This window comes from uncultured Brevundimonas sp. (assembly GCF_963974615.1).
In the GTDB taxonomy this organism is placed as follows: Bacteria; Pseudomonadota; Alphaproteobacteria; order Caulobacterales; family Caulobacteraceae; genus Brevundimonas.
Window position 1 is genome coordinate 109,061 of the sequence record NZ_CAXBDH010000004.1, and the last position, 22,446, is coordinate 131,506.

Consider the following 22,446-nt stretch of genomic DNA (forward strand, 5'->3'; position numbering starts at 1 on the left):
TTCAGGGACGTGATGATGAAAATCCTGTTGGTCGAAGATGACCCTGAATCCGCGGAATTCGTGAGCCGCGGCCTCGGTGAAGCCGGCCACATCCTCGATGTTGCCGTTCGGGCCGATGACGGCCTGCATCTGGCGCTTGAGGGCGACCACGATGTTCTGGTCGTTGATCGCATGCTCCCGGGCGGGGACGGGCTGTCGATCGTTCGGTCTGTGCGCGCTGCCGGAATCGCGACCCCGGTTCTTTTCCTGACCGCTGTCGGTGGCGTCGGCGATCGCGTCGAAGGCCTCGAGGCGGGCGGCGATGACTATCTGGTCAAGCCCTATGCCTTCAGCGAACTGCTCGCGCGCGTGAATGCGTTGGGTCGACGACCGCGCGCGATGGACATGCGATGCAAACTGAGGGTCGCGGACCTGGAGGTGGACACAGGCGCGCGTACCGCTCAGCGCGGGCAGACCCGGCTCGATCTGACCCCCCAGGAGTTCAAGCTCCTCGAATTTTTCGCCCGAAACGCCGGACAGGTGGTGACCCGCGCCATGCTTCTGGACAAGATGTGGGGGTTTCATTTCGACCCGCGAACCAATCTGGTGGATGCCCATATGAGCCGTCTGCGAGCCAAGGTGGATCGCCCGTTCGGAAACGACCTGATCCACACCGTCCGCGGCTCCGGATACATGTTGCATGACCGTGCATAAATGGATCGGCTCGGCCGCCCTTCGCCTTGCCCTGATCTATGCCGTGGTGTTCGCCGTTGGGGGCGGAGCATTGTACTGGGCCGTAGACAGCGCCGTTGCCACCTTCGGCACCAATGGGCTCGACTCCGACTTGCAGACCGAGACAGGCGTTCTGCTTTCGACCGATGGAGGACAGGATCGGTCCGGGTTGGAACGACGCGTCGATGCGCGCTCCCGGATTGTGAGCCCCTATGTTTACGCAGTGCTGGACAGCCAGGGCCACCGGGTCGCCGGGCAGTTTCCGGAAGGTTTGATACCGCGGACGGGTCTTGACGAGGTGCAGCTTCCGCATGCGGAAGACGACAGCCCCAACCCCGAAGACGTGCCGGTTCGGACGCTGCTGACCCCCCTGAGAGACGGCTCACTGATCGTCGGAAAGTCCACCTACGCCGTTCTGGAACTCCAGGAACTGGTGTCCTGGATCAGCCTCTGGGCCATAGGCGGCCTGTCCCTGATCGCTGCCATCGCCGGAGGCGTCGCGGGAGCGGCCCTGGCGCAACGGCTCGACCGGATCAACCGGGCGACGGCCCGCATCATGGCGGGCCATCCGGCAGAACGCGTTCCGCCCGTCGGTCTCGGTTCGGAATTCGAGACGCTGCGATCCAATCTGAACGCGTTGCTGGACTGGCAACAGGCGGCGCTGGAAGCCCTGCGTCACGTATCGTCCGATATCGCCCACGACCTTCGCACCCCGCTCAACCGGCTTCGGCAACGCCTGGATCAGGCCCGCACCGCCGCCAAGGGACCCGATGTACCAGCCGCCATTCTGGAGGCCGCGATCACTGACCTTAACGGCGTACTCGAAACCTTTGCCGCGCTCCTGCGCATCGCCCAACTTGAGGGCGGCACCGGGCGTACCGCATTCGAATCCGTCCAACCCTCCGAGATCATCCAGCGTGTCTACGAGGCCTATCAACCCGTGAGCGAGGAGGCCGGGCACTCCCTGACCGTAAGCATGGACAGCGCACAGCCGGTATTGGGCGACGCCGACCTCCTGGTTCAACTGCTCTCAAATCTGATCGAGAACGCGATCGTGCATTCTGGCGAACCCACGCGGATCAGCCTCGAGTGTTTGGACGAAGGCAATCAGGTCGTCCTGGCGGTCCGTGACAGCGGACAAGGCATTCCCGCGGGTGAACGCGAGAACGTTACCCGCCGCTTTCATCGTCTGGATGCCAGCCGCAACACGCCGGGGTCCGGTCTCGGCCTGGCGCTAGTCCGCGCGATAGCGCAGCTACACGGCGGCAGGCTTGTGTTAGCGTCCAACAAACCGGGACTGCTGGCGCAGATCTACCTGCCACGCCCGGCGGAGGTAACAGGGTGAAGCGACGGAAGATCATCTGGTCGGGCCTGTTGGTGCTCTGCGCCGGGCCGGCGCTGGTATCCTGTGCGACCTACGTCCCGGCTCCCCTTCCGCACGGTCTGGATCCTGACCCTTCCAGCGAGACGCTCGATCAAGCTATTGCGGCGCGATACGGCCGTCAGGCGACCGACGTCCCGATCGATCTCTCCCGCGCCCTTACGCCGGACCAGCTCGGCCTCATCGCCGTTATTTCGAATCCCGACCTTCGCGCGCAGCGCGCCCGACTGGGAGTCGCCGGGGCCCAGGTGTTCGAAGCCGGTCTGTTGCCGGACCCCCAGTTCAGTTTCAGCCTGGACCACCCGGGGGCCGGCCCGGGGCTGGTCGATGCCCTGGCGGCGAGTCTGGGAATGGACATCTCGGCGCTCTACACCCGGCCCCAGACCCTGCGAGGCGCGCGCGCGACCCGCACACAGGTGCGGCTCGATCTCGCCTGGCTGGAATGGCAAACGGCCAATCAGGCTCGGTTGCTGGCGGCACGCGTCATTGGTCTGGAGGCGACGCTTGCTGCGGCTGACGAGGCTCACAGCCTGTCATCCAGCATTCTCGAGCGGACGCTCCGTGCTGTCGCGCACGGCGACCTTTCCGCCAGCGATCTTGAGACCCGCCGGATCGGCGAAGCTGATGCCGGTGATCGGGTTCGGACCGTTGAACGTGATCTTCAGACAGCGCGGATCGCCCTGAACACGACCCTTGGCCTGTCGCCGGCGTTTTCCATAACACTCACCCCGCCGGCGGCTCCCCCCGCCTGCCTCCCGAACACAGCGCGCCTTGTGGACGAGGCCATCGCCTCCCGTCCCGATCTCGCCGCGCTTCGGGCCGGCTACGATGCCCAGGATGCCAATCTCAGGATCGCATTGCTCCGCCAGTATCCCCGGCTGAACCTGTCCCTGAATGCGGCCCGCGACACGGGCGCGATCCGGACGAATGGCGTTGCTCTGGGTTTCGATATACCGCTCTGGAACCGCAACCGCGGCCAGATCGCGGTTCAGAACGCGACCCGTGAACAGCTCCGGGCGGAATATTCAGCACGGCTGTATTCGACGCGGTCCGACCTGGCGACGCTGGTTTCGGCCTATCGAATAGGCAAACGACAACGCGAGGACCTGGCAGGCCAGGTCGTGCCGCTTCGTCTGACAGTCGATGCCTTTGAGCGGGCCGCCGCCAGAGGCGATATCGCCACGATCACATCAGAAACAGCGCGCCTTACGCTACTCGACAAGGAATTCGCCCTGGCGAGCATCGATCAAGGTCTGGCTGAGCAGTGGAGTGCAATCCAGCTCACCACCGGGAGAGCCCTGAGGGAAAACGAATGCGACGAATAATTGCGGCGATCGCGATCGTGACGGCCCTCTCAGCCTGTTCGAAACCAGCGGACAAGGCCGTTGAACCGACCGCCCAGGTGCGAACGGCCGTTGTGAGCCTGCAGGACATCGACGAACTCATCACTGCCTACGGGCGCGTCGAGTTTGACCCCTCGGCGATCCAGATCCTGACTGCGCCGTTTGAAGCCCAGGTCGCCCAGGTCCACGTTCGGGTCGGCCAGGCGGTTCGGTCCGGACAGCCTGTGATCACGCTTGTGGCGAGTTCGAACACCCGGCTCGACCTGAGCCGTCTGGCGCGCGAAGCCGGACTCGCCGATGCCGCGGCCGCTCGACTGGGGCGGCTCCGTGCTGACGGGCTGGCCTCCGACGCCGACGTCGCAACCGCGGCCGCAGCCGCAGCAACGGCTCGCCAGGCGAGCACCAACCTTCAACGACTGACACGCGGAGGTCGGCTGACGCTCGTGGCCCCCGTTGCCGGCGTCATCGATGCCCTTCCGCTCAGTCCGGGGACCCTGGCCCCGTCAGGAACCAGCGTGGCGAACCTGGGGTCGACCGCCCTTATGAACGCCCGACTCGGCGTTGAGGTCGAGGATGCGCAGCGCCTGCGAACGGGGGCCCCCCTGACCCTGCAGGGCCTTCACGATGAGGGCGTCTCGGTTCCGGCGCGGGTGACATCGATCGACCGCCGTGTTGATCCCGCCACGCGACTGGCGGCCTTACTGGTGGCCATCCCGCGGGGAAGCCCCCTGCTTCCGGGCGAAACCCTGAAGGCCCGGATTGTGGCAAACGCCTTGCGAGGGGTAACGACCGCGCCCCGTGCAGCCATCCTCTACGATGGTGATGCCCCATTCGTTTTCGTCGTCCGTAACGGCAAGGCGATCCGACGGGCCGTAACCCTCGGGATTGAACAGGGTGACACCGTCCAGATTCGCACCGGCGTACAGGCGGGCGATCAGCTTGTTGTCGAAGGCGGTCCGGCATTGTCGGACGGCATGGCCGTGCACACCGGCCAACCTCCTCAGGCGGCACACCCATGACCCGCTGGCTGGCGGGTCAGGTTCGCTTCGTTATCCTGGCCTTTGTCCTTCTCGCGCTGGCCGGCTCGGCATCAGCGGTCCGACTGCCGGTCAGCCTGTTTCCCCGGATCGACTTTCCCCGGGTTGTGGTCGCGCTCGATGCCGGCGACCGGCCCGTCGATCAGATGGTCAATCAGGTGACCCGTCCGGTCGAACGCGCACTGAGAACGGTTCCGGGTGTCGTAAGTGTGCGTTCGACCAGCAGCCGTGGTTCGGCGGAGCTCTCGGTCAATTTCGCCTGGGGCGCAGACATGGTCGCCGCAACCCTGCAGGCCGAATCTGCCGTCAACACCGTCATGCCCGACCTGCCGCCCGGTTCACGGTTCGAGGTTCGACGCATGGACCCGACAGTCTTTCCCGTCCTCGGTCTCGCGCTGGTTTCGACCACGCGCGATCCCGTCAGTCTGCGCGATTTCGCCATGCTCCAGCTGGCTCCCCTGATTTCTTCGGTTCCAGGTGTGGCCAGCGTCGATGTACAGGGCGGGCAGCAGAAAGAATACCAGGTCCTCGCCGACCCGGCCCGGCTGCAGGCCCTCGGCCTTTCGGTCGAGGACCTTGCCCGCGTATTGGCTTCCAACAATGTGGTCGTCGCGGCCGGTCGGCTCGAGGACCGCTACAGGCTGTACCTCGTCCTGGCCGACAACCGCCTGGGCAGTATCGATGACATCCGCCACACGGTCGTCCAGACCGGCACGCGGGGCGTTGTCGAACTCGACGACATCGCCGATGTGGTGATCAGCCACACGCCTCAATGGACGCGTTTGACCTCCCAGGGTCAGGACGCGGTGCTGATCAATATTCGCCAGACGCCCGACGCCAACAGCGTCGGCCTGGTCAAGGAGGTCCGTCGCCGGATCGCCGGGTTCAAGGCCGAGACTCCGCCCGACGTGAAAATCGTCACCTTCTACGATCAGTCGCAACTGGTCACCGCCGCGGCCGCAAGTGTGCGGGACTCCATCCTGCTGGGGGCCCTGCTCGCGGGAATCGTTCTGTTCGTCTTTCTGCGAAGCCTGCGCTTCATGCTCATCGTCGCACTCCTGTTGCCGGCGGTCCTGGCGACAACCACACTCGCGCTGGGCCTGATGGGGATGAGTTTCAACATGATGACCCTGGGCGGCATGGCCGCCGCTGTGGGTCTGGTGGTCGATGACGCCGTGGTCATGCTCGAGCATCTGATGCGGCGTCTGCAAGAGCGACGGCGCGGTGCCGATGAGACCGAAGGTGTCCTCTCCGCAGCGGCGGAAATGGCGCGACCGCTGATAGGCTCGACACTGGCGACCATTCTGGTGTTCGCCCCGTTGGCCTTTTTGGGTGGCGTGACCGGCGGCTTCTTCAAGGCCCTGGCCATCACCATGTCGGCCGCGCTCGGCGTTTCCCTCCTGTTCGCTCTGTTTATCGCCCCCGTATTGGCCGATCGCTGGGTGAGGGAGCGGGATGTCGAGCAGGCCGAACGTGCCGGCAGTTTGCTGGAAAAATTCGGAGGTCGCTACGAATGGCTGATGCAGAAAGTCCTGCGCGTGCCCGGGCGGCTGGCCCTGATCGTCGCCCTGATCACGGTGGCCGTCGGTGGGTTCGCCTATACCAAGGTCGGATCCGGCTTCATGCCCAAAATGGACGAAGGCGGTTTCATCCTCGACTACTACGCTGCACCCGGCACCTCATTGGCCGAGACCGATCGGCTGCTGCGGCAGGTCGAAACCATCCTTCAGGCAACCCCCGATGTCGAAAATTATTCACGGCGCACGGGCCTGCAACTCGGAGGCGGGCTGTCCGAAGCCAATGAAGGTGATTTTTTCGTCCGGCTCAAGGCCAAGGGGCGTCGACCCATCGAGACAGTCACGGCCGATATCCGCGGACAGATCGAGACCACCGTTCCCGGCCTGACCGTCGAAACCGCCCAACTCATGGAAGATCTCATCGGGGACCTGACGGCGGTTCCCCAACCCATCGAGGTCAAATTGCTCGGTGCCGACGAGACCGCGTTGATGACCGCGTCCCCCATGGTCGTCGATGCGATTGGAAAAATCCGGGGCGTCGTCGAAGTACGCGGCGGTCTGCGCGTCGCGGGCGACGCCGTTGTGATCACGGTCGATCGCCCGGCAGCAGCGCTTGAGGGACTGGATCCGGAAGCTGTCACCCGTCAACTCGAACTCCTCGTCGGCGGCACAGTGATCGGTCAGATCCAGGAGGGTGAAAAGTTGATCGGCGTCCGCGTCTGGACGGGGGGCTCAACCCGGGACCGCATCAAGGCGCTGGAGATCCTTCCGATCCGCGCGCCGGACGGACACGCCCTCCCCCTCAACAGGGTGGCAAGCCTGTCGATCGCACCTGGCCAACCCCAGATTACACGCGAGAATCTGCAGCCTCTGGTCGCGGTTACCGCGCGTCTGGATCAGCGTGACCTCGGTTCGGCGATGCGCGAGGTGCAACGCACCGTTTCGGGCCTGGCCCTGCCTTCGGGAGTACGTGTCGAATATGGCGGCCTGTATGCCGAGCAGCAGAAATCCTTCCGTGACCTCGCCGTGGTCTTCGTCAGCGCCCTGTTTCTGGTGGGTTTGCTGTTCCTCTATCTGTTCCGTAGCTGGGCGGCGGCCGGCAGTATCGTGGTGACCCTGGTCCTTGCGGCATCCTGTGTCTTCCTGGGCCTATGGGTTACCGGGACCGAACTGAACATCTCGGCAATGATGGGCCTGACCATGGTGATCGGCATCGTCGCCGAGTTGGGGGTCTTCTATCTGGCGGAACTGCCCACGGACGGTCCGGCTGACAACCGAACCCTGATTGCCGCCGGACGGGCACGCATGCGACCGATCCTGATGTCGGCCCTTATCGCCATCCTGGCCCTGTCCCCCCTGGCGCTCGGTCTCGGCGAAGGCTCCGCCATGCAGACGCCGCTGGCGATTGCGATCATCACGGGCCTGCTCGCAGGCGTGCCCCTGATCCTGATCTTCACGCCCGCCCTGCTGGCCCGCCTGTCCACCCCGTTCAGAAAGCCATCAGCATGAGCGTCAGGATCAGGCCGCCCCGGAAACCAACGGGATCATTATCGATGGGGGCGAGGATTGCCGTGCGGGCCGGCATCGTCGCCGGTGGCGCGTTCGCCCTTCTTCTGGGCTACGTGACCCTTGCGGCGGTGACCGGAAATTTCCACACCGTCTCTGACGGCGAAGTCTACCGCTCGGCCCAACCCTCCGCCGAAGCGCTGGCCCGATACCACCGCAGATTCGGGATCCGAACCGTGATCAATCTGCGCGGGAAGAATGAATCCGAGTCGTGGTACCGGGACGAGATCGAGACCTCAGAGCGGCTGGGCATCCACCATATCGACTTCAGGATGTCGGCAAAGCGCGGCATTACCAAAAAAGAGGCCTAGCGGTTGATCGAGATCATGCAGCGCGTGCCGAAGCCGCTGCTGATCCACTGCGAATCCGGAGTGGATCGTTCCGGACTGGCCTCCGCCCTCTATGTGGCCGCCGTGGACCGACTCGGCGAGCAGGCCGCCGAAGACCAGCTGTCCCTGCGATACGGTCACATCGCCGCCCCGTTCGGCAAGGGATGGGGCATGACGGTTACCTTCGAAGAAATGGAACCGTCCCTGGGTTACAGCGACAGCTGAAACGGTACTGACGCCTCAAGCTGCCGGGAGCGGACACCTCGAACGCCCGCAAAGAGTGGTGGGCTCAACTGATCGCCGCGTGACGATGAGCCCCCTACCCTAATCGCGCCCAGCGGAGAAAATTGCCGTTGGACTGACAGCGCCGCCACGGCTCGTGCGCCAGCTCTGAACGATAGTCAGCGACCCGGACTCCGACCAGTCCCGTCACATGCCGCGATGCCGGGTAGCGTCACACCTTCCCGACGCCGACCCTGCGCTTCACTGTCGCACTGGCGCTGGTCATCCGACGTCACTTTTGCCCATAGACGGGATCCCGTGAACCACCACTGACCGTTCGAATGCGGATCCACACCTACCTGGATTGAACGATATCAAGAACGCGGCGTTGGGTCCGGAAGGTCGTTCGCGCCTGTTGCGGGACGCTTCATCGCTGCACCCGGATCTCGCTGACCGGAGTAGCGTTCCAAATGCAGTTGTTGGGCGCGCATCCGTATGTCCAACAAAATTGACAACTCCGCCGAGTTCCACGGTGGACTGGGGCCCAGGGGTGGACATGAGTGATCACAAGGCGGCCACGGCTGACAACTGGCTGACAGACGGCGGAGAGATGGCGGGCGCTATCCGCGCTCATGACTGGTCCGCCTCCCCGCTGGGCCCGCTCCCGACATGGCCGGTCTCGCTCAGGGCGGTCGTGAACCTGATGATCACGTCGCGCTATCCGATGTTCGTGGCCTGGGGACCGGCGCTCACCTTCATCTACAACGATGCCTACGCCCCGATCCTCGGCGAGAAGCATGGAACGGCACTGGGGGAGCCATTCCAGGGCGTCTGGTCCGACATCTGGGACGACATCAACCCACTCGTCGAGCGCGCGCTCGCGGGCGAGGCGACCTTCAACGAGGATCTCCACCTCGTGATGGAGCGCTACGGCTATCCGGAAGACACTTGGTACAGCTTTTCCTACTCGCCCGTCCGGGACGAAACCGGGGCGATCGCCGGCATGTTCTGCGTCTGCGCCGAGACCACAGAAACGGTCCTGACCAATCATCGGATGGGCTTCCGTATCGATCTCGACGACCGTCTACGCGGCCTGGAGGATGCAACGGACCTGCTGACGACGGCCTGCGAGCTGGTCGGTCGGCATCTCGAAGCGGGTCGCTGCGGCTATGGCGAGGTCGATCCGACAGACGAATTCCTGGTCATCAAACACGACTGGACCGATGGCCGGATGCCGCCGTTGCCCGGCAGAATTCGCCTCGCCGACTACGGTCAGGAACTCGTCAAGGAGTTCCAGGCCGGCCGGGCCGTACGGCTGGCAGACCCGTTAACCGACAACCGGACCCAGGGACACGAAGCCGCCTTTGCCGCCATCGGTGGGGTTCGGGCCGGCATGGCCGTGCCGATCCTGAAAAACGGCCGGCTCAGCGCGCTTTTCTACGTCAACCAGACCGTACCCCGGCGCTGGAACGACGCCGACGAAATGCTGCTGCAGGATGTCGCGGAACGTCTTTGGTGGTCGGTACAGAATGCGCGGACCCAGGCCCGGCTGCGTGAAAGTCAGGCGGTGCTGAACTTCACCCTCGATTCCGCCAAGGTCGGAGACTGGGATCTGGACCTTCTGACCGACCAGGCCCGGCGCTCGGCGCGGCACGATGCCTGCTTCGGCTACGCCGAGCCCGTTGCAGACTGGGGCTTCGAACAGTTCCTCGCCCACGTCGACCCTCGCGACCGGGACGATGTGGAAAAGCAGTTTCGGGAAGCGGTCACCAATCTGACCGAGTGGCGCTTCGAATGTCGTGTGGTCTGGCCCGACGGCAGCATTCACTGGATCTCCGCGGATGGATCGATCTATCGCACCAGCGAGGGTCGCGCGACGCGGATGCTGGGCATTGTGTCGGACGTCACGGACCGCAAGCGTTCGGAAATGCTGCAGATGGCCCAGCGGCGGGTCCTCGAACTCGCAGTGCAGGACGCACCGCTGACAGACACGCTCGGCGAACTGCTGACGACCATCGAGGAACAGGCACAGGGCGGTATGATCGGCTCGATCCTGCTGCTGGATCGCGACGGTCAGCACCTGCGCCATGGTGCGGGTCCAAACCTGCCGGACGAGTACAACCGCGCCATCGACGGCGTCGCGATCGGTCAGAACGTCGGTTCCTGCGGCACGGCGGCCTTCCTGAAGGAGCCGGTGTTCGTTTCGGATATTGCCGACGACGTCCGCTGGGCGGACTTCCGCGACCTCGCCCTGTCGCACGGCCTTCGGGCCTGCTGGTCGACACCGATCCTGTCGACCAACGGTGCCGTCCTCGGAACCTTTGCGATGTACTATCGCGAACCGCGTGAACCCCACGCCGGGGACCTGGAACTGGTCGACGTCACGACCCGCTCCGCCTCCCTGCTGATCGAGCGTCATACGGCGGCGATCGCGCTCCGCGAGAGTGAGGCCCGCTTCAAATTCGCCCTCGACGCGGCCTCGGCTGTCGGCACCTGGGACTGGGATGTGAAGGCGGACCGGGTCTATGCGGACCCGCATTTCGCCCGCCTGTATTCGGTGGACCCGGACAGAGCCGCACGGGGCGCGCCCGTGGCGGAGTTCACCTCCAGCATCCACGAAGCCGATCAGGCCCAGGTCGCGGCCGGCATGGAACAGGCGCTCGCTGCCGGGGAAGACTTCCAGTCGGAGTATCGACTGGTGCTGCCGGGGGGGCAGGTCCGGTGGGTGCTGGCCCGGGGTCGCGCCTACCACGACAGTCAGGGCGAACCCGTTCGCTTCCCCGGGGTGGTGCTCGACATCACTGACCGCAAACAGGACGAGGCGGGACGGCAGGCCCTGATCGACATGAATGACCGCTGGCGCGACCTGCGCGATCCCTCTGAAATCGCCTATGTCGCCGCTGAAGTCCTCGGCCAGACCCTCGGCCTCAGCCGGGCGGGCTATGGCACCATCGACCCCGGCACCGAAACCGTCGAGATTCAGCGGGACTGGACTGCTCCCGAGGTGAAATCACTCGCGGGCGTTCGTCATTTCCGGGACTATGGCTCCTTCATCAACGACCTGAAGCGCGGCGAGACCGTGGTATTTTCGGACACCGAAACAGATCCACGAAATGCCTCTGCGGCCAAGGCTTTGAAGGCCGTGGCGGCGCGTGCGATCGTCAACATGCCGGTTCTCGAATCCGGTCGCCTGGTGGCCATGCTGTTCCTCAACGCCGCAGAGGTTCGCGAATGGTCGTCAGGAGAGCTCGCCCTGATCCGCGAAGTCGCGGAACGCACCCGAACCACGGTCGAACGCGCTCGCGGTGCGCTCGAGCTGGCCGCAAGCGAAGCCCTGTTCCGCAGTGTCGCCGAGGCCATGCCCGGCTTCGTCTGGTCCGCCGACACAGCCGGGCAGCTCGACTACACCAGCCCGCGCTGGCTGGACTACTCCGGTGACGGTGGGACCGAAGGACTCGGCGAGGGCTGGGCCGGGTTCGTTCACCCCGACGACCTCGCCGGTGCCCTGGAACGCTGGCAGTCCTCGATCCAGACCGGCGACCTCTATGAGATCGAGTTCCGCCTGCGCCGCAAGGACGGCATCTACCGCTGGTGGCTGGTGCGGGCCGTCCCCGTTCGGGACGATGCCGACGCGATCACGCGGTGGATCGGATCGGCGGCCGACATCGATGAAATCGTCGCCGCGCGCGAGGTCCTTGCCCGGGCCCGGGACGACCTAGAACGCACCGTCGAGGCCACCACCGCGGAACGCGACCGGCTCTGGACCCTGTCGCGGGATCCGTTCCTGATCGCCGATTCCGAGGGCCGCTGGCTCAGTGTGAGTCCGGTCTGGACCGAACTGCTGGGGTGGTCGGAGCAGGAGTTGGTGGGGCGGAACCCGGCGTGGATGGAACACCCTGACGACACGTCAGAGACTCACGAGCAACTGGACCGGCTGGCGTCGGGAGACCCGATCCTTCGCTACGAAAATCGCTTCCGCACCCGCGACGGTGACTATCGCTGGTTCTCGTGGACGGCGGTTCCCGATGGCGCGTTGATCTATGCGGTGGCCCGCGATGTGACGGCGGAAAAAGCAGCGGCCGCCGCACTGCAGGAGGCCGAGTCCCAGCTTCGCCAGAGCCAGAAGATGGAAGCCGTCGGACAACTCACGGGGGGTATCGCCCACGACTTCAACAATATGCTGGCGGTTGTTATGGGCTCACTCGAACTTCTGGATCGCCGGCTCGACAAGGAAGACAACCGGGCGCGCCGCTATGTTGAAGCCGCCAGCGAGGGGGCCCGTCGCGCGGCCCTGCTGACCCAGCGTCTGCTCGCCTTTTCGCGCCAGCAACCGCTCCAGCCGGTACCGGTGGACGCCAACCGCCTGGTCGGCGGGATGTCCGACCTCCTGCGCCGCGCACTGGGAACCGATATCCGGCTCGAGACGGTTCTCGCCGGGGGAGTCTGGGGGGTTCACGTCGACCCGAACCAGCTGGAAAACGTCATTCTGAACCTGGCGGTCAATGCCCGGGACGCAATGCCGGACGGCGGTCATCTGATGATCGAAACCCAGAATGCGCATCTGGATGATCGCTATGTCGCCGCCGAAATCGGTGTCGCGCCCGGCCAGTATGTGCTGATCGCCGTCACCGACTCCGGCTCGGGCATGTCGTCCGACGTCATTGCCAAGGCCTTCGACCCCTTCTTCACCACCAAGGAGGTCGGCAAGGGAACCGGCCTCGGCCTCAGCCAGGTCTATGGCTTCATCAAACAGTCCCAGGGCCATGTACGTATCTATTCCGAACCCGGCCAGGGCACGACCATCAAGCTGTACCTCCCCCGGTTGACCGACACGGACGCCACCACGCCCGAAGAGGACGATACGACGAAACTGGTTCTCGGCGAAAAACACGAGGTGGTTCTGGTCGTCGAGGACGAGCCCGCCGTCCGGCGGTTTTCAGTCGAGGCCCTGACAGAACTCGGTTACGGCGTGCTCGAGGCCGACGGTGCCCCTGCGGCGCTAAGACTCCTGGAACAACATCCCGATATTTCGCTGCTGTTCACCGACGTGGTGATGCCCGACGTCAATGGTGCCAGGCTCGCCGAGGCCGCGCGCCGGCTTCGGCCGGATCTGAAGGTGCTGTTCACCACCGGCTACACCCGTAACGCCGTCGTCCATAATGGTGTGCTCGACCCCGGTGTGGAATTGATCGGCAAGCCGTTCAGCGTGGAAGACCTTTCGGCAAAGGTGCGGAACATTCTGGACAGGGTTCCGATTGGGAGCCTGTCAGATTAACGGCAGAGACGGTCCTGTCGGCCCCAACGGTGTTGTCAGGACATATTCCACCGACGCCGGCCCCGGGATCCGGGATCTCGCCTTCGTCATCGACAGCGCGCTACAAATACATGCGCCTTGCACCGATCCAGCAGACTACCTCGTCCAGATGCCATCGGGGCGACTGAGGCTGAAGCGGAAATACAGCCACACCACGTAGCGGATGACATTCGCCCGAAAGCGATGGTTCCAGGGTCACGCCTTCTTCAGGGTCAGGGTGATGACGGACCCGATCGGCCGGAACGTCCGGGCGACGCTGTCCTGGGCCGCGACCTTGAAACGCGGGCGATCCGAAAGAGCCACCGGCTGGCCGTCAGCGTTCACCGTGGCCACAATGAATCCGAGCGTTTCCAACTTCTGCACAGCGGTCTCGGCGGGATCGTCGAGCAGGGCGGGCACTGGTCGGGACTCGTCGAGCGCCGTGGGCGGCGGCACCGGGACGACCTTGAAGGTCAATTTGGCAGCACCGTTCGCCTGATAGCCATAACGGTTGGCGAAACCCGCATCGACCGGCACCACATAGGTACGGGCCGCGCTGAGACCGCCGCCCGCGCTGCCGTCAGCGGCCCCCGTGCCACCGACCCGCATCGACACCTGCACCTCGCAGGTCGTCTCGGGCAGGACATAGAAGGTCGGGCGGTAGCCGATGTCGCGCAGCAGGGCCATGCCCTCGTCGCCTTCGGCGTCATAGACCGAAAGCGTCTGGGCGAGCGATGCCGCGTCCAGCGCGGCCTGGGCCTCGGCGACACCTCGTCCCACGGCGGCGATCACGGCCCCCAGCGGGGCCGCCAGACCGTCACTCAACAATTCACCCAGCGAGTCCGTCATCCTATGCTCCCGAGCTGCGGGCAAACACGACCAGGACACGACCGCCGCGCGCCATGCCTGTGCCCGGTTCCGGCGTCTGCAACATCGCTTGACCCTCGGCGACATTCGTCCCAAGGCCCGGCGGGCCGAAGCTGGCCTCCAGCATCAGGCCCACGGAGGCCAGGACCCGTCGTGCGGCCGTCTCGGTCAACTGCCGCACATCGGGTGCCACCAGTGCGACTCCGACGGCCGGCGGACGATCGGGGTTGAGGTCGATCTTGACATCGGAGAGGACGCCCGGCGGCAAGGATTTCAGATCGACGGTGTTCAGCAGGTTCAACCGGCTTCCGTCGCCCTGCATCAGACCCCGGGCATTGACCGTGACGCTGCCCAGCGAAAAACCGGACGATTTCAATGCGGTCTGCGCCCCGACGAGCTCGGTCCCAAGCTTGGTCGCCAGGTCGCCGACCCCGATGCTGGTTTCGCTCACCCCGTCTTCGGCAGCAGAGAGACGCGGACCGGCGGCCGCCGCTTCCGTGCGCAGATTCACGAGCGCTGCTTCGCTTTTCGCCAGCTTGAGCGAAACGTCGGCCAGAGCCGCTTCACGTTCGGCCAGGGCCTTGCGCTGGGCCGCCAGCTCGACGTCACGATCAGTCAGGGCCTTGGCGCTATCCGACAGCCGCGCCGCGAACTGGCCCGCCACCTCCTTGGCGATCTCGGCTTTCAGGGTGGCCGCCTCGGCCGCCTGAAGCCCGCCTTCAGCGGCGCGCACCACACCACCCACAACGAACGGGTCGTCCGGAATTCCCCTTGTCGCCGCACGCGGTTGAACGAAACGAGCCGCATCAGGCAATCGCGTCAACTCGCCGAAATCGACATTCAGCAGGGCCGACCGGGCGCGCCGCGAGACGCGCGGATTCGACGACAGGACCACGACGCCGCCGCTTTCGACCAGGCGCAGGGCCGGAGCGAGCGGCACGGTGTCATCGGCGATCACGCCCTTGCCGCGCAGCTCGCCGTTGGCACCGGAGGTCGCCGGTCCGGCGGACACCCAGGCATTGGAGAAGAGATAGAACAGCTGCGCCTCGACCCGCACGCCCGCCACAGGCTTGGCACCTGCATCGACCAGCCGGGCGAACCAGTTGAACGACGTGCTCATCCGACCACCTCCAGCGGGATCGCGGCGCGGGCGCTGAATGGCCCGATCGAGGCCACGACGACCGCCACGCTCTTCCCGGACTGGCCGTCGTCGATCCTGAGCAAGGTCGCGGCGCGACCGTCGGCATCGGTGGTCAGCAGGGCGTCTCGCAACCGGGTGCCGGGCAACCGTCTGAACTCGCCCAGCCCCCGGGCGCGGGACAGGGCGCTCGAGTCCTCATCGTCGATGTTCAGCTCAAGCGGCTGGTCCGCCAGTCGTTCGCCGGCGCTGTTGCTGACGGTCAGGGCCAGTGTCGCCTCTCCGCCGATATTGCCACCGACAGCGATGGCGATCCGCGGAACGGGCAAGCCCTCGCCGGGTGGCGTGGCGATCAGACGCCCGCTGATGCTGCTGCGGACATTCTGACTGCTGCTGCTCTGGTCCCTGGCGGTGAATACCAGCGCGATCGGTCGACCGCCGCTATCGGTCCGGGTTTGCATATCGACCTGGATCGAGAAGTCCAGAAATGGCAGTTCATAGCTCGAAAGCAGCCGACCGCCCGCGTCCATCAAGGGTCCGGCGTTCAGCGCCATCTGCGCCTCGCGCAGCCCATTGGCGAGCGAAACCAGCAGTTCCTCGATCGAATTGCCGACGAACCGACTTTGCTCGGGCATGTCAGCTCTCCTCGGCGCGACGGGCGCGAAGCCGGTCCAGGGCGCGGTCCCGGCGGGCATCGTCATTGGCGGCGTCGGCCTCACGGAGATCGCGCACGTTGCCGGCCATCTCCCTCAACTGGTCGGCCCTGGAGGTCAGTTCATCGATGGAGCCGACCGCCACGGCCAGTTTCCGCGCGGTTTCACGCACATAGGGATCGGCCCGTCCAAGACCTGGAATGCGGTCTGCGGCGCGTGCCCGCCAGTCGCTGGGGATGGCGTCTCGCGCCGCGTCCAGGGCCCGGTTGGCGACCACCTCGGCGGCGCGGGTCCGGCTGACCAGGTCGCGCGCGCGCGTCAGACGGCGGTCCAGCGCATCGCCGACTGGCTGGGGTGGCGCGCGGCGGTTGGTGACCCCGTCGCCCAGGGCGACCGCGTCACGCGCCGCCATCCATGCCCGGGGATCGATCGGCGGCCGGCCGGCCGGCACCGCCTCTCCCGGCGTCGGCCGCAGGGGTAACGGCATTGCGCCCGCAAGGAGAGAGATCTCCGGCGCGACGGTCGGCGGGGTCGATGGTCGATCAGGTGCCGCCTCGCGCGGACGGTCGCGCGCGGCGGCCCAGCGAGCCAATTCGGCGCGTCGCACCGCCATCGGTGTGACGGCATAGCGGGGATCCGCCGGGTCGCCGCCGGTCAGGGCCGCGACCCCGGCCTGCAGTGACTCCCGTTGACTGATGAGGGCGGCCAGGGCCGGTGAGAGCGCTGCGGGATCGAGCGCGGCCGGGTCGACCCCCGCCGGGTCTGGTGCCGGCGCGTCGTCCGGGACCACGGACGACGCGCCCGGTCCTGCGGTTGATGCCGCGCGTCTCAGGGCATCTCGCCACGGTTCCCTCATGCCGGAGTCGCGCGTTTTGCGATCAGGTCGCGCACCCGTTCCTCAAACAAGGCCGGTGGCGGGATCGGCACCAGCTTGGTGCGCATCAAACTGCTGCCCTCGGCGCTGTACTGATATTTGGCGGCAAAGCTGGCGCTGACACTGCTGGTGGCCACCGAACCGCCGCCGCCGAACGGCGTCCAGAAGGCACCGCCCGCTGTCGCGCTGGACGAGCTCTCTACCTTCCTCTCGACATCGGTTTTCATCGAGATCGACATCTTGAGTTCGATGACCGTATCGACGAACTGATAGAAGGTGGGCGTGAAGCCCAGCTCCATCAGGCTGTATTCCTGGCCATCTCCGAACTTGATCAGGTATTTCTTGGAAACATTGCCCTCGCCGGGCGTCTCCTGGTCCGCCGCCTCGTCATAACCCGCCATCAGACGGGCGATGCGCAGACTGACCAGGTCAAGCTGCAACTGGGCCTGGGCGATGCCGACCCCCAGACGCTGGATCATTTCCGGGAAGGGTACGGCGAGCAGTTCGGTACCGACGCTCATCGTTCAATCTCCTGCTGTCAGGGTGCGGGCGGCTAGGGCGGCGGAGGCGGGGGCGGTGAAGGCAGCGGGGTGCGCGCGCTAATTTCAGCGTCGAGCTTCTTGCGACGGCGTTCGACGTCCTCATCCAGTTGACGTCGGATGCGTTCCTCCAGGATGGGCGGCGGCGGCAGCGGCACCAGCTTGGTGCGAAGCAGACTGGAGCCTTCGGCGGTGTAGCTGTATTTGCTCGCATAGGTCGCATCTACCTGACTGGTGGACACCTGACTGCCCCCCCCGCTGGGGCTCCCGAAAAGCGCCCCGAATATGCCTCCGCCCACCTTGAAACTTTTCTGGTTCTGGCCCGTGTCGCGGGTCGTTCGCGTCGTCTCGGTCGAGCGGGTGATCTTGATGGCGATCTTCACCTCGATGATGGTGTCGACAAACTGGTAAAAGGTCGGACTGAACCCCAGCTCAAGCATCGAAAGACGTGTCGGCACACGGATCAACGCCGTCGCGCGCTGTCCCGCAGGGGTGCTCGATTTCTGGTCCGCCACCATCGCCGCAAGAGTTGCGGTGCTCCCCGACCTCAGCGCTTCCTCGGTCGCGACATAGGCCTCCGCCTCGATAATCGTCATCAGATCGTAGCCGAAGAAGATGCGGCTATCGTCGAATGCGATCTGGCCGTCGGTGTCGTGGATGACCTTGAGGCCACCCATCATTTCAGCGACTTCGATGCTGCTGGCATCCAGTTGCATCTGCCCGTCAGCGATGGCGAACGCCATCTGACGGATCATGTCCCCCATCGGGACGTTAAGCAGTTCCTGTCCGATAGCCATGTGTCCGTTCCTTTTCTAGGCGGGCTCGGGGGTTTGTTCGCTCATTCGACGCAGAACGCCCTCGAGGATTTCGGGCGGCGGCAGGCTGACCACGCGCGCCGCGATCGAACTCATGCCTTCGGCGCTCACCGAGAATTTGCGCGCATAGGAGACGCTTACCGAGGCCGCGACCATGACCATACCGGCGTTGACGCCCAGGCTGGCCCCGGCGGTGACACCGAACTCGGTGCCCTCGGTCATCGAGAAGCTGAGCTTGGCCTCCACCGTCGCTTCCGTGAAACTGTAGAAGGTCGGCGTGAAACCCAGCGCCATGAGATTGTACTGCTGCCCCCCCAGTTCGATCTCGGTCGTCGCCATCAGCGCAGCGGTGCGCACGCTGTTTTCGTCCATGGCGCGCTGGGCATCGGCGACAGCGATACCCAGCCGCTCGATGATCTGCGGCAGCGGAGCCGACAGCAGCTGTCGGGTGACGGCGGGGACCTCACTCATGGCGACGGCGGGGTGGGCGTTGGCGTCAGTGAAGGCGGCGGTGTCGGCGTCGCGGGCTGCGGTGCCAGATAGGTGCGTATCTCATCGAGGAATTCGACCGGTGCCGGAACCGCCACCAGGCGCGCGACGATCTCGCTGTTGCCGTTGACAGACTGTTCAAACGTCCGGCTGGTGCGATAATCGACCGCAATACCGACCGCGAGGGCATAGTTCGCACGGTTGGGATCGGCTGTCGGCGTAGCAGGCGCACCACCCGGGGCGGCCGCCGCGGCCAACGGCTGGCTGATGCGCGCGCCCCCATCCGCGGCGAGCGAGATGTCCGCCGTGCCCAGGGTCAGCAGATCCAGCACGATCGCATCATCTGACCGAGCTACAAAGACCACCGAGCCACGTCGCGTGGCGCGCGAGAGATTGGTCGCTGAGCCCGCGTTGATCGCGGCAGCCATGTTGAAGGCAAAGGCCTCGGGACTGTTGGTGCCGAAGACGTTTCCGTCACTGTTGACCGCCGTGCCGCTGGTGGCAACGGCCGTCGCCGCCGTTCCGACGTTGACGGCCGTACCGTCGACCGCCTGGGCGGTCGAGCGCGCCACAGCGACGAAGCCGTTGCCGGTTCCACCGCCCGTCATGTCAGGCGTGGGCGTGGCCTGCAGATTGGTGCCGTTGGCCTCGACCACGATGTAGTTTCCACCGCCCGCAAGGGTCACCTCCGCACGACGGAACTGCGCATTGGCCTCAGGTCCGGGATCCCCCGTCCACCGCAGTTCGCCCGTGCTGGCGGGCGTGGTGATACGGCCGGCCGCGACGCCGAGAGCGATGAGTTGATCACGGACCCGCGCGGCGCGATCGTCGCCGAGACGGCGGTTGCTGGCCTCTGTGCCGGCCCGGTCGGTAAAACCGCTGACGATCACCGGCTGGGTGCCACCACGCAGGAGGGTGGCAATAACCCCAAGCTCGGCCAGACCGTCGGGTTTCAACACGCTGCTGCCGGTGTCGAACAGGCAGATGGCAATGGCACCGAGCGCGTCAGGTGCCGTGGTCGAGCCCGCGGAATCGCGCACCAGGCGGGCGTTAAATCCGCCCAGCCCCTGAATTGCCGTTCGGACGCTGCGCGCGAACGCCAGGGCGTCGGCTTCCGAGTTCACGGTCGCGACCTTGCCACTCGCCAGGGTGTAGACTTCGTTGCTGCCGGCCGTCGGCGTGTTGACGATGCGGATCAATCCCGCGCTGACGGCTGAAGTCGGCAGGAAGGCAATGGCATTGCCGGTTAGCACCGGATTCCGGGCCGTCGCCGGAACCAGGGCCAGGGTCACACTGCGCGCCGTGTTGTTGACGAACACCCGATCAAATCGGCCCGTCGGCATTCTCAACCGTTCCGCCAGATTGTTGGCCGCAGCCTCAAGATCCGTCCCGGTTACATCCAGCCGGGTCCCGGCGACGGTCACACTGGCCGGAACTGCGGTCAGCGTGACCTGAGCCAGCCGGGAACCGGTCCCCGCACCGGCACCCGGACCGTTGTTCAGACCGAAATCCACATGTCCGCCGATCCCGAAGCTTTCAGTATTGCCGACCTTCATCGCCAGCTGGAGCCGCACGGTCAGGTCGGCATGCTGGTAGTGGTAGAACGGTGGCGACAGACCGAGTTGGAGAAGTGACTTGCCGCCCAGTCCCTCTCTCGGCATCACATATTCGCCGACCTGGGACAGGCTGTTGAGATCCAGCTGCAACTGGGCATTGGCGATACTGATCCCCATCGCCTGAATGAAGTTCGATACGCTCGTGTCCGTCAGGATCTGACCCGGCGTCATTGTCTCGATCGGATTAGCCATGGGCCGCGTCCTTGCTCGCTTTCGGGGTGTCCATCATCCCGTCCGCATCGACGATGTCGGCGCGGACGATGAAGTAGCGGTGATGTCGTTGCGCCTCGGTCAGTCTCGTCGGGCTGACGCTCAGGCCGCGTGCCGTCCAGTCCATGACGGCGCGGGCGAGGGACAGTTCCGGGTCCAGCGCCAGAGCGGCCGTCAGCGCGGCGCGCGCGGCGGCGGTGTCGCCCGCCTTCAGCTGGTTGACACCCTGACGCTCCAGCAAATGCGCCCGGTCACGTCGGTGAAACGTCGAAGCATCAGCATCAGCGGCGGCGCTCGCCGCCTCACCGGCCAGGGCCGCGGCCTGTGCATACGCCCCGGAGTGCTCCAGGCTTTCGATGACGCAGTGGAGATAGTGGCGTGGAAACACCTGTGGAGCCGCCGCGGCATATGCCAGACGCAAGGCCTCACGGTATTTCATCAAGGCTTCGTCGTGTCGGCCTTTCAGCGCCAGCCGCTTGCCGGCTTCAGCGACCGCCATATGCATGCGGTGCCGGTTGGGCGCCGCATCGCTGCAGGCGAGAGGGTCGCGCTCGATCTGGACGGGAGTCATGGAACGGCCTCCAGAACCTCAGCCCCCGCAGCCTCCAGTCGCGCACGCATCAGGCGCGCGCGCGGGCGCGACATGACCGCGGTGCGGAACGGCGGTTGGGCTCCGAACCCCGCTGCCGCCAGCGCCTCGGTCGGCGCGTTCATGACATCAAGGGCAACACCGGCGAACGTCGACAGCTCCGCCGTCGCGCCGAAACCTGCCTCCACATAGGCCGCCAGCCGGGCCGGCACCTCGGTGAAGCACACATCCGCCTGCACAGGCACGGGCAAGACCGCAGCCAGCCGGGGATAGTCTTGCGTTGGCACGCCGGCGAGTGCCTCCAGCGCCGCCGCACCGGCGACCGCATCGTCCGGCATCGCGTTCAACAAAATGGTAAAGCGCAGGAACGCCTGATTGAAAATCCGCACCGCCTCGGGCGCTTTCATCCGCCGCCAGATGGCATCAGCCGTTTCCCGGCTCAGGTCGAACACCGTGGCGGAGCCATCGGCTTCAAGCTTGCCCCCGGCCGGCAGATAGGGGCGCAGCACGCCCGCCTGCAAGGGGGTCAGCCGCGAGGCAAACAGGGCATATCGTGAAGACGTCGGGTCGGCGGCGATCAGCGAGACGGCATCGCCGGGCAAGGCCCGCTTCAAAGCGGTATAGGTCGCTGCGCTGACATTGCCGAGCAGTATGCCGGGCGGGGTCAGCAACGCTTCAAGTGCGGCCGCCGGCGTCGTGCCCAGAAATCCACCGAGTATCGCCGCCACTTCATCGGCCCGCGAGGGCTCAATCAGTTCGCCGGCAATATCCAGCAAAGGAGCCCGCGGAGGCGCATGACCCGCTGGCTTGACGGCCGCTTCAAGGCCAAGGCCCGTGATGATCTCCACAAGGCGTTCTGCGTCCTCGGCTGGCACACCGCCCAGTAACCTGGCCGGCGCGCGATAGACGGCGTCCACGACGGTTTCGATCGGTAGTTCCAGCGCCCGGGCCAACGCGGCCGCCGCGCCTGGCGACCCCGAGCCCACGCCCAACATGAGGATATCGGTCCGAGACATGAGTGCCCGTCCCATAACAATTTGATTTGCACCAAGTAGAAGTCCTTACCGCGCGCCAGAACCCGCCGCTCTCGCAGCTTTCGGCATCGGGTAACAGGAACGGCAGGTACTTACGTCTGTAATCAAACTTTAAAGAGAGTATTGAAACGCTACGCTCAAACCACCATCTTAACTAGCGCCAGAATCCGCGGGATGGCAAGCCCTTTGGTTGTGGGCGGCCCGTTATTCCCCTCACCTTGTC

Annotated in this window: 18 protein-coding genes; 8 read left to right on the forward strand and 10 right to left on the reverse strand. The window is 65.5% G+C overall.

Annotation, left to right across the window (positions count from 1 at the left end; translation table 11 throughout):
• Positions 1 to 15 precede the first annotated feature (15 nt).
• The 8 genes from AAC050_RS03835 (at position 16) to AAC050_RS03870 (ending at position 13,381) form a co-directional block, all read left to right on the forward strand.
• Positions 16 to 693, forward strand: a complete 678-nt coding sequence (locus tag AAC050_RS03835; RefSeq protein WP_339913732.1) for a response regulator transcription factor — start codon at positions 16 to 18, stop codon at positions 691 to 693.
• Positions 680 to 2,056: a HAMP domain-containing sensor histidine kinase gene (locus tag AAC050_RS03840; RefSeq protein WP_339913733.1), complete on the forward strand. Its 1,377-nt coding sequence runs from the start codon at positions 680 to 682 to the stop codon at positions 2,054 to 2,056. The genes AAC050_RS03835 and AAC050_RS03840 overlap by 14 nt, the downstream gene beginning before the upstream one ends.
• Positions 2,053 to 3,417, forward strand: coding sequence for a TolC family protein (locus AAC050_RS03845; protein ID WP_339913734.1), 1,365 nt, complete (start codon positions 2,053 to 2,055; stop codon positions 3,415 to 3,417). Before AAC050_RS03840 ends, AAC050_RS03845 begins: the two co-directional genes overlap by 4 nt.
• Positions 3,405 to 4,454, forward strand: coding sequence for an efflux RND transporter periplasmic adaptor subunit (locus tag AAC050_RS03850; protein WP_339913735.1), 1,050 nt, complete (start codon positions 3,405 to 3,407; stop codon positions 4,452 to 4,454). The genes AAC050_RS03845 and AAC050_RS03850 overlap by 13 nt, the downstream gene beginning before the upstream one ends.
• Positions 4,451 to 7,498, forward strand: coding sequence for an efflux RND transporter permease subunit (locus AAC050_RS03855; RefSeq protein ID WP_339913736.1), 3,048 nt, complete (start codon positions 4,451 to 4,453; stop codon positions 7,496 to 7,498). The genes AAC050_RS03850 and AAC050_RS03855 overlap by 4 nt, the downstream gene beginning before the upstream one ends.
• Before the next feature lie 62 nt (positions 7,499 to 7,560).
• Positions 7,561 to 7,866 (forward strand): hypothetical protein, encoded by a 306-nt coding sequence (locus AAC050_RS03860; protein WP_339913737.1) that lies wholly within the window; start codon positions 7,561 to 7,563, stop codon positions 7,864 to 7,866.
• A 15-nt stretch (positions 7,867 to 7,881) separates the two neighbouring features.
• Entirely contained in the window at positions 7,882 to 8,109 is a 228-nt protein-coding gene (locus AAC050_RS03865) for a tyrosine-protein phosphatase (RefSeq protein WP_339913738.1), read from the forward strand.
• 553 nt (positions 8,110 to 8,662) lie between these two features.
• Positions 8,663 to 13,381, forward strand: coding sequence for a PAS domain-containing protein (locus tag AAC050_RS03870; protein WP_339913739.1), 4,719 nt, complete (start codon positions 8,663 to 8,665; stop codon positions 13,379 to 13,381).
• Positions 13,382 to 13,615: 234 nt separating this feature from the next.
• Here the strand turns inward: AAC050_RS03870 and AAC050_RS03875 are convergent, their stop codons facing one another.
• The 10 genes from AAC050_RS03875 to AAC050_RS03920 all read right to left on the reverse strand — a co-directional run bounded on the left by AAC050_RS03875 (position 13,616) and on the right by AAC050_RS03920 (position 22,205).
• Complete coding sequence (locus AAC050_RS03875) at positions 13,616 to 14,248, reverse strand: PASTA domain-containing protein (RefSeq protein ID WP_339913740.1); 633 nt, start codon at positions 14,246 to 14,248, stop codon at positions 13,616 to 13,618.
• A 1-nt stretch (position 14,249) separates the two neighbouring features.
• Complete coding sequence (locus tag AAC050_RS03880; protein WP_339913741.1) at positions 14,250 to 15,386, reverse strand: hypothetical protein; 1,137 nt, start codon at positions 15,384 to 15,386, stop codon at positions 14,250 to 14,252.
• Positions 15,383 to 16,039: a hypothetical protein gene (locus AAC050_RS03885; RefSeq protein WP_339913742.1), complete on the reverse strand. Its 657-nt coding sequence runs from the start codon at positions 16,037 to 16,039 to the stop codon at positions 15,383 to 15,385. Before AAC050_RS03885 ends, AAC050_RS03880 begins: the two co-directional genes overlap by 4 nt.
• Position 16,040: 1 nt before the next feature.
• Positions 16,041 to 16,847, reverse strand: a complete 807-nt coding sequence (locus tag AAC050_RS03890; protein ID WP_339913743.1) for a hypothetical protein — start codon at positions 16,845 to 16,847, stop codon at positions 16,041 to 16,043.
• A 62-nt stretch (positions 16,848 to 16,909) separates the two neighbouring features.
• Positions 16,910 to 17,452: a hypothetical protein gene (locus tag AAC050_RS03895; RefSeq protein ID WP_339913744.1), complete on the reverse strand. Its 543-nt coding sequence runs from the start codon at positions 17,450 to 17,452 to the stop codon at positions 16,910 to 16,912.
• Positions 17,453 to 17,484: 32 nt separating this feature from the next.
• The gene (locus tag AAC050_RS03900) at positions 17,485 to 18,267 is read right to left on the reverse strand and encodes a hypothetical protein (RefSeq protein ID WP_339913745.1); all 783 of its coding nucleotides are present in this window, start codon (positions 18,265 to 18,267) and stop codon (positions 17,485 to 17,487) included.
• Between the two features lie 15 nt (positions 18,268 to 18,282).
• Positions 18,283 to 18,756, reverse strand: a complete 474-nt coding sequence (locus AAC050_RS03905) for a hypothetical protein (RefSeq protein ID WP_339913746.1) — start codon at positions 18,754 to 18,756, stop codon at positions 18,283 to 18,285.
• The gene (locus AAC050_RS03910; protein WP_339913747.1) at positions 18,753 to 20,582 is read right to left on the reverse strand and encodes an OmpA family protein; all 1,830 of its coding nucleotides are present in this window, start codon (positions 20,580 to 20,582) and stop codon (positions 18,753 to 18,755) included. Before AAC050_RS03910 ends, AAC050_RS03905 begins: the two co-directional genes overlap by 4 nt.
• Positions 20,575 to 21,171: a hypothetical protein gene (locus AAC050_RS03915; protein ID WP_339913748.1), complete on the reverse strand. Its 597-nt coding sequence runs from the start codon at positions 21,169 to 21,171 to the stop codon at positions 20,575 to 20,577. The genes AAC050_RS03910 and AAC050_RS03915 overlap by 8 nt, the downstream gene beginning before the upstream one ends.
• Entirely contained in the window at positions 21,168 to 22,205 is a 1,038-nt protein-coding gene (locus AAC050_RS03920; RefSeq protein WP_339913749.1) for a hypothetical protein, read from the reverse strand. The genes AAC050_RS03915 and AAC050_RS03920 overlap by 4 nt, the downstream gene beginning before the upstream one ends.
• Positions 22,206 to 22,446: the final 241 nt, after the last annotated feature.

Bases quoted from the DNA above. Each gene is read 5' to 3' on its own strand.
- AAC050_RS03835 (WP_339913732.1), top strand. From the start codon at position 16: ATGAAAATCCTGTTGGTCGAAGATGACCCTGAATCCGCGGAATTCGTG.
- AAC050_RS03840 (WP_339913733.1), top strand. From the start codon at position 680: ATGACCGTGCATAAATGGATCGGCTCGGCCGCCCTTCGCCTTGCCCTG.
- AAC050_RS03850 (WP_339913735.1), top strand. From the start codon at position 3,405: ATGCGACGAATAATTGCGGCGATCGCGATCGTGACGGCCCTCTCAGCC.
- AAC050_RS03855 (WP_339913736.1), top strand. From the start codon at position 4,451: ATGACCCGCTGGCTGGCGGGTCAGGTTCGCTTCGTTATCCTGGCCTTT.
- AAC050_RS03865 (WP_339913738.1), top strand. From the start codon at position 7,882: ATGCAGCGCGTGCCGAAGCCGCTGCTGATCCACTGCGAATCCGGAGTG.
- AAC050_RS03870 (WP_339913739.1), top strand. From the start codon at position 8,663: ATGAGTGATCACAAGGCGGCCACGGCTGACAACTGGCTGACAGACGGC.
- AAC050_RS03875 (WP_339913740.1), bottom strand. From the start codon at position 14,248: ATGACGGACTCGCTGGGTGAATTGTTGAGTGACGGTCTGGCGGCCCCG.
- AAC050_RS03880 (WP_339913741.1), bottom strand. From the start codon at position 15,386: ATGAGCACGTCGTTCAACTGGTTCGCCCGGCTGGTCGATGCAGGTGCC.
- AAC050_RS03885 (WP_339913742.1), bottom strand. From the start codon at position 16,039: ATGCCCGAGCAAAGTCGGTTCGTCGGCAATTCGATCGAGGAACTGCTG.
- AAC050_RS03895 (WP_339913744.1), bottom strand. From the start codon at position 17,452: ATGAGCGTCGGTACCGAACTGCTCGCCGTACCCTTCCCGGAAATGATC.
- AAC050_RS03900 (WP_339913745.1), bottom strand. From the start codon at position 18,267: ATGGCTATCGGACAGGAACTGCTTAACGTCCCGATGGGGGACATGATC.
- AAC050_RS03905 (WP_339913746.1), bottom strand. From the start codon at position 18,756: ATGAGTGAGGTCCCCGCCGTCACCCGACAGCTGCTGTCGGCTCCGCTG.
- AAC050_RS03910 (WP_339913747.1), bottom strand. From the start codon at position 20,582: ATGGCTAATCCGATCGAGACAATGACGCCGGGTCAGATCCTGACGGAC.
- AAC050_RS03915 (WP_339913748.1), bottom strand. From the start codon at position 21,171: ATGACTCCCGTCCAGATCGAGCGCGACCCTCTCGCCTGCAGCGATGCG.
- AAC050_RS03920 (WP_339913749.1), bottom strand. From the start codon at position 22,205: ATGTCTCGGACCGATATCCTCATGTTGGGCGTGGGCTCGGGGTCGCCA.